13 protein-coding genes and 1 pseudogene are annotated in these 13,812 nt (G+C 66.8%); 3 read left to right on the forward strand and 11 right to left on the reverse strand.

All coding sequences use genetic code 11. From position 1 onward, the window contains the following. Nucleotides 1-60: 60 nt before the first annotated feature. Nucleotides 61-1,278 carry an MFS transporter gene (locus tag ACY1JF_RS13890; RefSeq protein WP_462705391.1) on the forward strand — a complete coding sequence of 406 codons (1,218 nt, stop codon included), beginning with the start codon at nucleotides 61-63 and terminating at the stop codon, nucleotides 1,276-1,278. 861 nt (nucleotides 1,279-2,139) lie between these two features. Here ACY1JF_RS13890 and ACY1JF_RS13895 read toward each other — a convergent pair. Beyond that, nucleotides 2,140-2,880, reverse strand: a complete 741-nt coding sequence (locus ACY1JF_RS13895) for a dienelactone hydrolase family protein (RefSeq protein ID WP_462705392.1) — start codon at nucleotides 2,878-2,880, stop codon at nucleotides 2,140-2,142. A gap of 181 nt (nucleotides 2,881-3,061) precedes the next feature. After that, a complete protein-coding gene (locus tag ACY1JF_RS13900; RefSeq protein WP_462705393.1) occupies nucleotides 3,062-3,430 on the reverse strand; it encodes a barstar family protein in 369 nt (122 codons plus the stop codon). A gap of 889 nt (nucleotides 3,431-4,319) precedes the next feature. On the opposite strand from ACY1JF_RS13900, the pseudogene ACY1JF_RS13905 reads away from it, so the two are divergent. Together ACY1JF_RS13905 and ACY1JF_RS13910 are read left to right on the forward strand one after the other, a co-directional pair. Next, nucleotides 4,320-4,426: pseudogene (locus ACY1JF_RS13905) on the forward strand (DUF6412 domain-containing protein); the annotation flags it as partial. Between the two features lie 395 nt (nucleotides 4,427-4,821). Next, nucleotides 4,822-5,367: a hypothetical protein gene (locus tag ACY1JF_RS13910; RefSeq protein WP_462705394.1), complete on the forward strand. Its 546-nt coding sequence runs from the start codon at nucleotides 4,822-4,824 to the stop codon at nucleotides 5,365-5,367. Between the two features lie 70 nt (nucleotides 5,368-5,437). Here ACY1JF_RS13910 and ACY1JF_RS13915 read toward each other — a convergent pair whose 3' ends face one another. The 9 genes from ACY1JF_RS13915 to ACY1JF_RS13955 all read right to left on the reverse strand — a co-directional run bounded on the left by ACY1JF_RS13915 (nucleotide 5,438) and on the right by ACY1JF_RS13955 (nucleotide 13,540). Further along, nucleotides 5,438-5,683, reverse strand: a complete 246-nt coding sequence (locus ACY1JF_RS13915; RefSeq protein ID WP_462705395.1) for a hypothetical protein — start codon at nucleotides 5,681-5,683, stop codon at nucleotides 5,438-5,440. A gap of 152 nt (nucleotides 5,684-5,835) precedes the next feature. Beyond that, nucleotides 5,836-8,196 carry an ATP-binding cassette domain-containing protein gene (locus ACY1JF_RS13920; protein WP_462705396.1) on the reverse strand — a complete coding sequence of 787 codons (2,361 nt, stop codon included), beginning with the start codon at nucleotides 8,194-8,196 and terminating at the stop codon, nucleotides 5,836-5,838. 96 nt (nucleotides 8,197-8,292) lie between these two features. Next, entirely contained in the window at nucleotides 8,293-8,709 is a 417-nt protein-coding gene (locus ACY1JF_RS13925) for a VOC family protein (RefSeq protein WP_462705397.1), read from the reverse strand. Nucleotides 8,710-8,737: 28 nt separating this feature from the next. Beyond that, nucleotides 8,738-9,139: a helix-turn-helix domain-containing protein gene (locus ACY1JF_RS13930; protein WP_462705462.1), complete on the reverse strand. Its 402-nt coding sequence runs from the start codon at nucleotides 9,137-9,139 to the stop codon at nucleotides 8,738-8,740. Between the two features lie 57 nt (nucleotides 9,140-9,196). Further along, nucleotides 9,197-9,943: an SDR family NAD(P)-dependent oxidoreductase gene (locus ACY1JF_RS13935; RefSeq protein ID WP_462705398.1), complete on the reverse strand. Its 747-nt coding sequence runs from the start codon at nucleotides 9,941-9,943 to the stop codon at nucleotides 9,197-9,199. Beyond that, nucleotides 9,940-10,851 (reverse strand): alpha/beta hydrolase family protein, encoded by a 912-nt coding sequence (locus ACY1JF_RS13940; RefSeq protein WP_462705399.1) that lies wholly within the window; start codon nucleotides 10,849-10,851, stop codon nucleotides 9,940-9,942. The genes ACY1JF_RS13935 and ACY1JF_RS13940 overlap by 4 nt, the downstream gene beginning before the upstream one ends. 48 nt (nucleotides 10,852-10,899) lie before the next feature. Further along, on the reverse strand, nucleotides 10,900-11,808 hold the full coding sequence (locus ACY1JF_RS13945; RefSeq protein ID WP_462705400.1) for a hypothetical protein: 909 nt from the start codon (nucleotides 11,806-11,808) through the stop codon (nucleotides 10,900-10,902). A 110-nt stretch (nucleotides 11,809-11,918) separates the two neighbouring features. Then, on the reverse strand, nucleotides 11,919-12,740 hold the full coding sequence (locus tag ACY1JF_RS13950) for a hypothetical protein (RefSeq protein WP_462705401.1): 822 nt from the start codon (nucleotides 12,738-12,740) through the stop codon (nucleotides 11,919-11,921). Continuing rightward, nucleotides 12,740-13,540: a class I fructose-bisphosphate aldolase gene (locus ACY1JF_RS13955; RefSeq protein ID WP_462705402.1), complete on the reverse strand. Its 801-nt coding sequence runs from the start codon at nucleotides 13,538-13,540 to the stop codon at nucleotides 12,740-12,742. The genes ACY1JF_RS13950 and ACY1JF_RS13955 overlap by 1 nt, the downstream gene beginning before the upstream one ends. Nucleotides 13,541-13,812 lie beyond the last annotated feature (272 nt).

Genomic DNA, 13,812 nt, shown 5'->3' on the forward strand with positions numbered 1-13,812 from the left:
TCACCCTGAGAGACTTTGTTCCGCAGAGGAACATAACGCTCCCGAAAGGTGACCCCCTTCATGCCCCTGGCCCTGCTCGCCCTCGCCGTGGGCGCCTTCGGCATCGGCACCACCGAGTTCGTGATGATGGGCCTGCTGCCCGACGTCGCGGACGACCTCGGCATCTCCATCCCCGCCGCCGGTCACCTGGTCTCGGCCTACGCCCTCGGCGTCGTCGTCGGCGCCCCGCTGCTGGCGGCGGTGACCGCCCGCATGGCCCGCCGTAGCGTCCTCATCGGCCTGATGGCCCTGTTCGTCGTCGGCAACGCCCTGTCGGCCGCCGCCCCCGGAGAAACGTCCCTGCTCGTCGCCCGCTTCCTCAGCGGTCTGCCGCACGGCGCCTTCTTCGGCGTCGGCGCGGTGGTCGCCACCGGCATGGTCGCTCCCGAACGCAAGGCCCGCTCCGTCTCCCTGATGTTCCTCGGCCTGACCGTCGCCAACATCGTCGGCGTCCCCGCGGCCACCGCCATGGGCCAGTCCCTGGGCTGGCGGGCCACCTTCCTCGGCGTCAGCGCGATCGGCGTGGCCGCGATGGCCGCGCTGCTGTTCCTCGTCCCCCGCGACCGGGCGCCGAGCGGGGCGACCGGCGGCCTGCGCGGCGAACTGCGGGCGCTGGGGTCCGTCCCCGTCTGGCTGGCTCTCGGCACGACGGTCGCCGGCTTCGGCGCGCTGTTCTGCGCGTACAGCTACATCACGCCGATGCTCACCGACGCCGCCGGGTACGCCGACACCAGCGTGACGCTGCTGCTGGCGCTGTTCGGCGTGGGCGCGACGGCCGGCAACCTGCTGGGCGGACGCCTGGCCGACCGCTCCCTGCGCGGCACGCTGCTCGGCGGCCTGGCCTCCCTGGCCGTCGTCCTGGCCCTGTTCCCCGTCCTCTTCAGCACCCAGGTCACGGCCGCGGTGGCGGTGCTCCTGCTCGGCGCCACGGCCTTCGTCACCAGCTCCCCGCTCCAGCTGATGGTCATGGAGAAGGCGTCGGCGGCCCCGTCCCTGGCCTCCTCCGCCAACCAGGCCGCCTTCAACCTGGCCAACGCGGGCGGCGCCTGGATCGGCGGCCTCGCCCTGGCGGCGGGCCTGGGCACCACCTCCCCGGCCCTGGCGGGCTCCGCGCTGGCGGTGCTCGGCCTGCTGGTCGCGGGCGTGGCGTGGGCGGTGGACCGCAGGACGGCCACGCCGAGCGCCGGCCGGGTGGTCGCCGGGCATGTTCCGGAACAGGTGGAGGCGGTACGGCGCTGAGGACCGGGCCGGTCACGGCGCCCGGGCGGTCTCCGTTCGGCGTACCCGCACCTCGCTGACCCTGGGTGGAGACGTGCTCGCCGAGGGCCTGTGCGCGCCCCGACGGGAATGGGAGCCCCATGATTTGCCCTGGAATTCCTGACGGAACGATTCACAAGGGATCGTCGGGCCCTGGAGCAGTGGGTAGCAGCCAGGTGTGAGGATGCTGCCGTGTCGGATGCGACAGACGCGGTGGACCGGGATGCCGTACCAGGCCCTTCCGACTGGTATGAACCGGCTCGTGCCGCCCGCGGTCTGCGCGCGCTGGCCGATGCGGTGAACCTGGTGGAGGCGGCGGAGGCTGGCTCGCTGCTCGGCGGCGGAATCGTCCATGGCCACAGTGCCGCGGTGTTTCCGGCGGCTGCGGTCACGGCCCCTCTGCTCCTGGACATCGCTCAGCAGGGTCACCCGACGGCGCGGGACACCGCGTTGGGGCTGGTCGACGGGGCCCTGTCGTCCTGTCCTCACGCCGAGTACACGCGGGTGACGGCGTCCTACGGCGCAGCGGTCCCGATCCGCTGCGCCATCGCCCACCATCTGCGAGCTCGCGCAGCTTTCCTCGCTGGACTGGACAAGCGGGGCAGGACGCTGCTTGCCGATGCGGCCGAGCACTGGCGTCTCGAGATCCGGGAGTGCGTCGCCGACGGCAATGACACGGCAGCCTTCGGGGCCCTGGTCGGTTGTTTCCCGGGCGGCGTGCAGGCGATGGAACCGCACCTTGTCGGTGAGATCGCCGTGCTGGACGAGGCTGCCCTCGCATACCCTCCCGTGGAGGGCACTGTCGAAGCGTGCCTGCGCGTGATGGGGCGGTATCCAGGCGAATTACCGCCCGGTGCCGTGAACCGTTCCGGGCAGGCACTCGGCGAGCAGCTCGACGACGTCCCGCCAAGCTCGCTGCGCGTGCTGAGGGTGATAACCGACCCCGGGAAGCACGATGTGGTCGACCGGTGGGTGATGGAAGGCGTGCAAGGCGCCCCCGTAGACCACGAGGCGCCAGTCGACGCCCGCAGCCTGCATTTCGGCGGTGAACGCGTCCCGTTGCGCGGGCGGCATGATCGGGTCCTCCGACCCGACCCCGGCCCACACCGGGCAGTGAATGCGCGCCGTCTCGCCTGGTCGGCCCGTGGTCAGTCCGTTGACTGTCGCGATCGCGCGCAGGTCGACGCCGTCGCGCCCGAGTTCCAGCGCGATTGCGCCCCCGGTGCCGTAGCCGACGGCGGCGATCCGGTCCGGGTCGGTCCGCGGCTCGGCGCGGAGCACGTCGAGCGCCGCGTGGCCGATGCCTCGCATCCGGTCGGGGTCGGCGAGCAGCGGCACGCAACGGGCCAGCATCTCCTCAGGGTCGCCCAAATAGCGCCCGCCATGGAGGTCGAAGGCCAGCGCCACGTATCCCAGCTCGGCGAGCGCATCGGCCCGGCGGCGCTCGACGTCACTGAGCCCCACCCCCTCGGGCCCGACCAGGACCGCGGGCCGGCGGTCGACACCGGCCGGGAGCGCGAGGTGCCCGATCATCGTCAGGCCGTCGGCCGTGTACTCGATCGTGCGGGTTGTAACTGTCGTCATGAGCCTGGACTGTAGTGATCACCGAGCCCGGTCGGGTCGGTGTTCTGCCGCTGGCAGAAGGCAGGTCTCTGGCGTATTCCGGAACCAGCCCGTCAGCGGTTCAGCTCAGGGCCTGTGAACAAACCGCCGTCCGCCCGGAGGGCGGGCGCACCGGACGCCGCTGCGCGCAGACGGGGCTGGTTCACAGGCTCTCACCGAAGGTGACGCTCACACCTCGTACCTCGAAGATCTCCAGTAGGCGGTCGAACAGCACAAGCTCGCGATCGCCGACGGGCACACGCTCTGCCGACCGTGCCCGAGCCTCGGCCGAGGAGTCCCAGCGCGAGATGAACGGAGTGGTCGCGACCCAGCCGCCTCTCAGACAGCCGTCCAGGGCGTCCAGGTTCCAGCCGAAGTATCCACCGGGTCCGTTGATGGCCTCACCGATCGCGCGGTAGAAGGTGCCCCGGTCAACGACATGTCGGCCGTCCAAGGTGAACACCTGGCCTGCAGGCGCCTCGGGCTTCCCTGGCGTCGGTGCTCCCGGGACCACAGGGCCACCGACAGCCACGCGTATCGGTCCTTGGCGCGAGTTCGTGCCACATTCCGGTGTGGTCCAGGTGACCGGTGCGGATCAGCTCCCACGGTCGTTCCGCCCCGGGCAGGGCGTTCTCGCACCAGAGCGTCACCGTGAGGTCGACGAGGCCGGCACCGCTGGCGGAGGGCTTGACGTCGATGACGGTGACCTCGTTGACGAAGTAGGACCCCATGATGGCACCGTCACCGTCGAGGAGCTCGAACCAGGCGTTCCCCGCCACGGCACGACGACTGCCGACGTGGTCAACGCACCTCAGTAGGCCACCCTGCGGGAGACAACCCGCGAGGTGCACTCGGCGGGCGCCTTGCTCACCCGGCAGGGGCGTGAACAACCCCTCTGCCTCGTGAGCAAAGCCTCAGAGATCCCTGTCGTCCTCATCCGGGGTCAGCGCGTACTTCTGACCCTCGCCGCCCAGCCTCGACGTTCGCATCACACCCCCATGCGAGCGCTGGTCTCACCGACCCCGGGGATCTGTCCGGCGGCCGTCGGCGCCGTCACCACCCCTGACCCCATCCCGTCCACCTCGGAGGTCCTTTGACGAGCCACATACCCGCCTTCACCCATGAGAGTGAAGCGCGGAGAAGCACCTTGGAACACACAAGACGGACGCCGTCACGGATATCACGGATGCCCGCGCGATCGCCGGCATCCGACACGGTGCCACCGTCGCCGCCGGGATCCTGCCCGAGGGCACCGCCCGGTGAGCAACGAGGACCTGGGACCGCGCCTTCGCCGGCACCGCCTGTGCGGGCCGCCCCGCATCCTGCCGCATCGTCATAGTTGCGATCACAGGGAGACCCGGCAGCGATCGTGCGGTGTCCCAGGGGGGGGCGTGGGTGTGGGTGAGGGCGCGGGCGGCTTCCGCGACCGCGACCGGCGCACGGCCTTCCTGCGCAACACGATCCCGACGCCGCCGGCCGCCGCAGGCCACGAGCGCCCGGCCGCGCCCTCCCGGCGAGCGCCGCGTCGGGCACACTTCCACCCTCCCTGCTCACAGGCCGCTCATCCGAGCACCCCATGAGCACCCGGTGCGCAGCTGCTCACCGTTTTCCGTGCCCCACCCGGTCCGCCGGTCCCGCCGTACCCCTCACCCGGCACGACGAGACCCCCGGAGGGCTCCTCACCATGTCCGTTCTCGCCGATCTGGTCGACGGCCTCGCCGACCTGCTCCAGCCGCTGTTCGGCACCGGCGCTCAGACCCTTGAACAGACCTCCCCATGAACCGTTCCGGGGTCGGTGGGGACTCGATCATTCGAGATGATCGAGTCATGGCATGTCTTTCCCCCTTACCCGCTTGAGCTGCGTCGTCATGCGGTGCGGAGGGTCGCTGAGGTGCGGCCGACTACGACACCGAGTGAGCCGCGATGAAAGCGGTCGCGTCCACGCTCGGGATCGGCACGACCGAGACGCTGCGCAAGCGGGTGCGGCAGGACCAGCCCGGCGCCGGGGCCCGGCCGGGCACGACGAGCGGGGAGCCGGCCGAGCTGAAGCGGTTGGAGGAGAACGCCGAGCTGGAGCGGGCGAACGAGATCCTGCAGGCCGCGGCCTCTTTTCTTCGCGGCCGAGCTCGACCGGCCACACACGCGCTCGTAGCCTTCATCGACGGACACAAGGACCGCTTCGGCGGTGTCGAGCCGATCTGCCGTGTGCTGAGCGCACACGACTGCAAGACCGCCCCTGCCACCTACTACGCCCACTACGAACGACAGGTCACGCCGTCCGCCAGGACCGTGCGGGACGCCGACCTGAAGAAGCACATCAGCGAGGTCTTCGAAGCCGCCTACCGTGTCCACGGCGCGAGGAAGATCTGGCAGGAGCTGGACCGGCAGGGCCACGCGGTGGTCCGCTGCACGTCGAACGCCTGGTGCGCGAGCTCGGCATCACCGGCGCCGTCCGCGGTCGGCGCGTGATCACCACGCTGCCCGGTGGACGGGCCGACCGGGCCCCGGGCCTCGTCGACCGCGGCTTCGTCACCGGCGGTCACCGCTCACGACAGACAGAACGACGCACCGGCCCCGGAGCTGACGAGCACGCGACGACGGTGAGCAAGGCGTGGTCGGACAGGTGGAGCGGCTCGAAGTCGTCGGAGACACCGGCGGCACGGGCGAGCGCGGCGGGGTCGAGGGCGACGGCGACGACGGCGGTGGCCGGCAGGCCGCCGGTCACCACGAGCCCGCCGGAGTGGCGGGCGGAGTCGGCGGGGCGGGCGGTGGACGGTCCGGTCACGGTGTACTCCTCGGTTCGGCACGGCGTCACGCGGGTTCGCGCGGATGCGCGCGCTGAACGTAACGGCTCGTCACGCTACGTTGAACAGATTGCCGTGAACCCATCCCGTGAGGACCCGCGGACGTCCCGAAGACGCCACCGCGCGGGCGCTGTCACGCCCCCACGTACGCCGCCAGGTGCTCGCCCGTCACCGTGGACCGGGCCGCCACCAGCTCCGCCGGCGTCCCCTCGAACACGACCCGCCCGCCGTCGTGCCCGGCCCCCGGCCCCAGGTCGATGATCCGGTCCGCGTGGGCCATGACCGCCTGGTGGTGCTCGACGACGATGACCGACTTGCCGGAGTCGACCAACCGGTCCAGCAGGGCCAGCAACTGCTCGACGTCGGCCAGGTGCAGACCCGACGTCGGCTCGTCCAGGACGTACACACCGCCCTTCTCCGCCATGTGCACCGCCAGCTTCAGCCGCTGCCGTTCGCCGCCGGAGAGGGTGGTGAGCGGCTGGCCGAGGGTGAGGTAGCCCAGGCCCACCTCGGAGAGGCGGGTCAGGATCCTGTGGGCGGCCGGGGTGCGGGCCTCGCCCTCGGCGAAGAAGGCCAGCGCCTCGGTCACCGGCATCGCCAGCACCTCGGCGATGTCCAGGCCGCCGAGCCGGTGGACGAGGACGGACGCGTCGTACCGCCGGCCCCCGCACTCCTCGCAGGTCGTGGAGACACCGGCCATCATGCCGAGGTCGGTGTAGACGACGCCGGCGCCGTTGCAGGTGGGGCAGGCACCCTCGGAGTTGGCGCTGAACAGCGCCGGCTTGACCCCGTTGGCCTTGGCGAACGCCTTGCGGACCGGGTCGAGCAGACCTGTGTACGTCGCCGGATTGCTGCGCCGCGAACCGCGGATCGGGCTCTGGTCGACCCGGACCACGCCGTCCTCCGAGCGGACCGAGCCGTGCACGAGCGAGCTCTTGCCGGAGCCCGCGACACCCGTGACCACGCACAGCACGCCGAGCGGGATGTCGACGTCGACGTCCCGCAGGTTGTGGGTGCGCGCGCCGCGGATCTCCAGCGCGCCGGTGGCCTCGCGCACCGACTCCTTCACGGCCGCCCGGTCGTCGAGGTGGCGGCCGGTGAGGGTGCCGCTCGCCCGCAGCCCCTCGACGGTGCCCTCGAAGCAGACCGTGCCGCCGGCCGTACCGGCGCCCGGCCCGAGGTCGACGACGTGGTCGGCGATCGCGATCACCTCCGGCTTGTGCTCGACCACCAGCACCGTGTTGCCCTTGTCGCGCAGCCGCAGCAGCAGGTCGTTCATCCGCTGGATGTCGTGCGGGTGCAGGCCGACGGTCGGTTCGTCGAAGACGTACGTGACGTCCGTGAGCGACGAGCCCAGGTGGCGGATCATCTTCACGCGCTGCGCCTCGCCGCCGGACAGGGTGCCCGCGGGACGGTCCAGGGAGAGGTAGCCGAGGCCGATCTCGGTGAAGGAGTCCAGGGAGTGCTGGAGCGCCGTCAGCAGCGGCGCCACCGACGGGTCCGTCAGCCCGCGCACCCACTCGGCGAGGTCGCGGATCTCCATCGCGCAGGCGTCCGCGATCGAGACGCCGTCGATCGTCGAGGCCCGGACCGCCGGGGTGAGCCGGGTGCCGGCGCAGTCGGGACACGTCCCGGTCGTCGTCGCCCGCAGGACGAAGGCGCGGACGTGCGGCTGGAGCGAGTCGACGTCCCTCGACAGCATCGACTTCCGGATCTTGGGGATCAGCCCCTCGTAGGTGAGGTTGACGCCCTCGACCTTGATCTTGGTCGGCTCCTGGTGGAGGAGGGCGTGCAGTTCCCTCTCGGTGAACTCGCGGATCGGCTTGTCCGGCGAGAAGAAGCCGCAGCCCCGGTAGATGCGGCCGTACCAGCCGTCCATCGTGTAGCCGGGGATCGTCAGCGCGCCCTCGTTCAGCGACCTGGAGTCGTCGTAGAGCTGGTTGAGGTCGATGTCGGAGACCGTGCCGCGGCCCTCGCAGCGCGTGCACATGCCGCCGGTGCGGGAGAAGGTCACCTTCTCCGTCCTGGACTTGTCCGTGCCCCGGTCGACGGTGATGCCGCCGCTCGCCGACACCGAGGCGACGTTGAAGGAGTACGCGCCGGGCGGGCCGACGTGCGGTTCGGCGAGGCGGCTGAAGAGGATGCGCAGCATCGCGTTGGCGTCGGTGACCGTGCCGACGGTGGAGCGCGGGTCGGCGCCCAGCCGGGACTGGTCGACGATGATCGCCGTCGTCAGACCGTCGAGGACGTCGACCTCCGGCCGGGCCAGCGTCTCCATGAACCCCTGCACGAACGCGCTGTACGTCTCGTTGATCAGCCGCTGCGACTCGGCGGCGACCGTGTCGAACACCAGCGAGCTCTTGCCCGACCCCGAGACCCCGGTGAACACCGTCAGCCGGCGCTTCGGTATCTCGACGCTGACGTCTTTGAGGTTGTTCTCCCGGGCCCCGTGCACCCGGATCAGGTCGTGGCTGTCGGCGGCGTGCGTGACCATGTACGTCGTCTCCCCGTGCGCTGCGTGCGTGTCGTGCGAGCCGGGAGACCCTAACGCGGGCGGGCCTGCCGGTACCTGCTTTTCCGACGGCCGCCGCTATCCCTTGCGCGCCTGGTTGAAGCGGAGCATGTTGCCGGCCGGGTCGCGGAAGGCGCAGTCCCGGACGCCGTAGGGCTGGTCGATCGGCTCCTGGAGCACCTCGCCGCCGGCCGCCCGGACGCGTTCGAACGTCGCGTCCACGTCGTCGGTGGCGAAGATGACGCCCCGCAGCATCCCCTTGGCCAGCAGCTCCGCCATCGCCTTGCGGTCGGCCTCGGGGGCCATCGGGTCGGCCAGCGGCGGCTCCAGCACGATCTCGACGTCGGGCTGGCCGGGCGGGGCGACGGTCACCCAGCGCATCCCCTCGAAGGCGACGTCGTTGCGGACCTGGAAGCCGAGGACGTCCCGGTAGAAGGCGAGCGCCTTGTCGTGGTCGTCGACGGCGATGAAGCACTGGGCGATTCTGATGTCCATGCCGACGACGCTACGAGCCGGCGGCGCCTCACGCTTCTCGATTCCTGACCGGTCTGGTCCGCACCTTCGCCACACACGCCGGAATCGGCGCTCCCGGCTCGTGGTCCCGCGCCTTGTACGCACTCGGCGACTCGCCCACCAGCTCGGTGAACCGCGTGCTGAACGACCCCAGCGACGTGCACCCCACCGCGAAGCACACGTCCGTCACGCTCAGGTCCCCCCGCCGCAGCAGCGCCTTGGCCCGCTCCACCCGCCGGGTCATCAGGTAGCTGTACGGCGTCTCCCCGTACGCCGCCCGGAAACTCCGCGAGAAGTGCCCGGCCGACATCATGGCGACCCGCGCCAGCGCCGGGACGTCCAGCGGCTCCGCGTAGTCGCGGTCCATGACGTCCCGGGCACGGCGCAGCCGCTTCAGGTCCTCCAGATCCACCGGGTTCCTGTCTTCCAGGTTCACGAGCCTTCGGATGACACGGTAGCGGTCCCGTCATCAGGAGATCAGCCCGCCGTCCACGACCAGTGACTCACCGGTAATGAAGCCGCTCCGTTCTTCGGCGAGGTACAGGACAGCGGAAGCGATGTCTCGGGGAGCGGCGAGACGGCCGACCGGGATTACGTCGGCAATCTGCTGTTTGTACTCATCCTCTGTGATCTCACCGGACGCAGCGAAACGTTGCGCGAGGTCGTCGATGATCCGCGAATCCACTGCGGAAGGATCCACCTGATTGACAGTGATTCCGTGGGCGGCCAGATCCTTCGCGGCGGAACGCGTCATCCCCAGGAGAGCATGCTTAGAAATATTGTAGGAAGAGTTTTTCCCGACTCCACGGTGAGCGTAGATGGAGCCAATATTGATGATACGTCCCCACCCTCGATCTTTCATACCGGGAATGACCGCTCGCATGAGCTTGAACGGTGCCATCAAGTTTACTGCCAGAGTCTCGTACATTTCCTCGTCGCTGACTTCCTCGATCGAAGTCTTGGTCAGTAGAATTCCTGCACTGTTCACTAGGATGTCGATTTCGTCAAGGTTTACCCGGCCGTTGGAAGACGCCTCGAAGCGTTGACTCAATTCCATGCGCACGGCCTTGGCTCCAGTTTCCTCCGTCAATTTCTCGGCACTTTCTTGAGCGGATCGGAACTGGAACACGACTTCGATGTCGACCTCTCGCAATGCGCGTACGACCGCAGCGCCGATGGACCCTGTGCCACCGGTGACGAAAGCCTTTTTAGTCATTTCCTGTCCTCTCGTTTTTCTTTGCGGAAAGCGGGCTGAAGTTCGGGACTCAGCGCCCACGCCGAGACGTTCTCGATAATGTGCGTCTCAATCCCTGAGAAATGGTGATCTCCTTCGGGAACCCGAAGAAAGTCACACCGGCGGAACATGCGCTTCAGATGCTGTTCCGTAGCTAGCGGAGAGCGAGTGATGTAGGGATCGCGTCCACCTAGATACACAAATCCGTGCTCGAATCGGTGATGCTGTTGCCAAACGCCAGCTACGTCGAGTATGTCCAGCGCCTCCGAACGTAATAGGTTAAGCAACGCCGGCCTGGTGATGGGAATAGGGTAGCTCACATCGGCTACATGTACTCCGTATTGATCCGCGGCCACCAGGTCAGTCCATTCGGGTTCCATTTCCGGGCGAGGCGGTAGTGATTCGAGGGAGTTCGCTTGCTCCTCGGCACTCTGGCCGACGTACGACGTCTGTACGTCACGACTGCTGCTGGGGGACAGGAGGACGAGAGGAATGTGGGGACTGCGTTGGTTCGCGTAATGCAGGACTTTCTCACACCCGAAGCTGTGTCCCTGCATGATGACGCACTCGCTGTGTTCCTTCGCCAGCCGGTACATGAGGTCGAGATCGAGCAGGCAGTCGTCGAACCGCTCAAGGCTGCCACCCAGGTACTCGATATGGTCGCCGACCAGTGTGTCCGCCAGGCAGTCACGGCCGCGCGTGTTCATCGCGAGAAATCCGATTCCGAGTTGAGCGCACTCCCGGATGAAAACTCGGATAAAATAGTTCTGGTAGAAATTGCCGCACTTCCCGTGAATGTGTACGAGCGTCGGAAAACCATGATCGAGTGGTGGCACCAGGACACCGTGCAACTCCACGCCATCCTTGGTTCTTCCTGCGACCAATTCCACCGTGGTGCTCCCCCTCCTGTGGGTGGATCAGATCTGCTCTCGCTTTTCTCACGCGGGCGGATCAACCACCATCCTCTCCCGGTCCATCAGCGCCGGCGGGGGCTCGACGCCATGGGCGAGTTCGTGAACCGTCATAGGGCCTCCGGTGTAGTGGAGCGGGACATCACCGTGGCCCCAGGCTCGGTCAAAAGCAGAGGCGAACTTGGCGATGACCGAGGGATCGGTGGAGTAAAGACCTTGAGTATTGGCTGCGTTGTCCTCGGGGGAACGGTAGCAAAGGATGTCGCCCCACACGCCCATGTCTCCGAACTCGTGAATGCCGAAGTCGCGCAATATGGTTTTCCATGCCTCGTAGGAGAGGACCCGGTAGTCATGGTTTCGATTGCGCGAATGGAATTCAAAGATTCGAGTTGTCAAGGTGTCGGTGAGATCCGCAGGATCTCGGTACACGCAGAGTCGTCGTACCCTGACGTTCCCTTTGCAGCACATGGCGGAGATGCGCCTGTTGAAATCCTGTCCCTGAAGCGTGGTGACGAACGTGTCGCCGACATGGTGAACGAATCGCAGAATGTCGCGGTCTCTCTTCGCGATCATGGCCGTCGTGAATGACGAGGCTTTATAGGTGTACTCGTCGACAGGGAGGCTCTGGTCGGAAGCAGCGCGGAATATCGCCCGTTCCATTTCCTTGAGCGAATCGGTGAACAGTTGCGCGAAAAGGTTCTCCTGGTAGGGTGCCCGTTGGAGCAGCAGGTTGAAACTGGCTCGGAAGTTGGTCAGGTGGCTGTCGACCTCGTCCTCGATGCGAGCCGTTCGACTTTCACGTGCCGCGAAGCGGGCCAGAACAAAAATGTCCTGTCCGATGGAGGCCAGAGTCATAATGATGAAGAGCAACGCTCCGGTGACCATCTGCTCATAATTCGAGAGAAGCGGTCCGCCTTCGTCATTTTTGATCGTCACCCCCAAGATAATGGGGACCACGACGGAAGGAACGGCATACAAGGCCCACCGAAGTGCGATCTTCCCCAAATCTCCGGCTGTGTACAGGCTCGGCCTGGGCAACGTCGGCATCATCCTTCTCTCGAGGTCGATACAAAGAGCTCTATGCGTTGAAGGAAGGAGTCCGGGTCTTTTGCCGTGTGAATGTGCTCAATATGGAAGACGCTCCGGTAGTCTTTTTCCAGCCGGTGCCACGGCCGCCCGTAGTACCAGACCCCTGATGGTGGAACAACCTTCGACGAGGTGTCGAGAAGCCGGTTGAGCCGGGCGTGTCCAGAGAAAGAGCGCCGCAAGTCCTGGGTGATACGGGCAACGTTCACGATTTGATCTCTCTCGACGAGTTCGCTCGAGAAGAAGAAGTCGTTGGCGAATCGGTTGATCGACTCCAGGTTAATGAGAGCGTCGGCGTACTGTGCTTTCAGATGGGAGATCTTCTGATATCCATAACGGTTCGTGAGGACTTTCTCGATGAATAGCCCACGCCGGGTGAGTGACCGACGTACAGACTCGTAGAGGGCGGTACGCTCGGCGTAGGGAACGTTGCCGCTTACCAGATCTCCCAGTACCAGATCGAATCGGTTCACGAATCGCGGGATCACGTCCTGCCAGCGTCCGAAAAGCACTCGTTCCTCGGTATCGCGGTACACGCGATGGTCGGATATGTGCCGATGGAATGTCTTGCTGTGATCGATCACGAAGACGTTCGGGATGCCCAGTTCGCAGCACAGATCACGATACTCGGGCGTTGATCCCATGATCAGCGCTGAGTCCACGCGGAGGGAACGCACATACTCCCGCACGAAGGAAATTTCGCCTTTCGTGGGTCGGCCCGGCGGGAGCATGCTCCACCAGTCGATATGGAACTCCCACTTGTCCAGTTCGGCCCCTGCCATCAGGAACCGTTCAGGGTTTCGGCGATGTGCTTTGACAGAGTGGCGATGTCGGGCGAGTGCAACAGCCGACGACCGAAGCAAACGCCGGCGACGCCGACGCCCTGGCCACGACGGATCATGTGCACGGTCTCGTCGTCCGAACCGGGCGGCCCTCCCGCGAGGAGCACGGGTACCGGCCAGGCTGCCTCGACGACGCGTGCCATTCCGTCGGTGTCTCCCGGCCAAGGAGACTTGACCAGGTCTGCCCCCAGTTCGACGACGCATCGCGCGGCGTGAGCTTGCTTGGCACCGTCTGTCAGGGGAGCCCCTGAGTCGTCCCTGACGTAAGCGGCGGCCAGTACTGGGATGCCGATGGCATGGGCTTCGGTCACCGCGGCCGCCAGATTCCGTAACATCCTCCCCTCGTCCGCGTTGCCGAAGCTCACGTGCACAGCAATGGCGTCGGCGGAGCAGCGCACCGCCTCCGAGGCGTCGAAGATCAATGCCTTGGCTGTGACACCACCGAGTTCTGTCGAGGCGGTCACGTTGACAACGCGCGCGAGAGAAGAAGCGCAGGGAACGTAGTGCCGGATGAATCCGGGATAAGCCATCACCGCTGGGCAGCCGACTCGTTCAACGGTGTTGAGGAGGGCAGTATAACGTTCGGATTTCCATGTGGGACCGGATACCAAGCCGTCATCAAGGACAGTTATGAAGTAACGTCCTGAAGTGTGGCGCAAGCGGTTGAGGCGTACGTTGAGCCCGTATTCTGCTGTGGACAGTGTGTTGTTATGTGATGAATCATGGATCCGTGCCACCATTCTTCATCTCCGCTGTTCTTGCACCTGAAGATCAAATTCCGCGACAGGGCCACGGGAGCTATAAAATATTGGCGACCCGACGGACCGTCAAGAGTGACTTCAGGTCACGGTGTGTCAGTCCGGAACTGTACTGCGTGACGCATGGGAACCTGTAGTCGCCTCCGCACCACTGATCGATTGCCGTAGAACAGTTCCCTTTTGTGAAGGTGAGTGGACCGGCGGATCAGGTGTGTGATTTCTGTCCGGAGGAAGCGTGGGCCGGAGGAGGAGCG

Source organism: Streptomyces sp. SYSU D01066-1, from assembly GCF_054956795.1.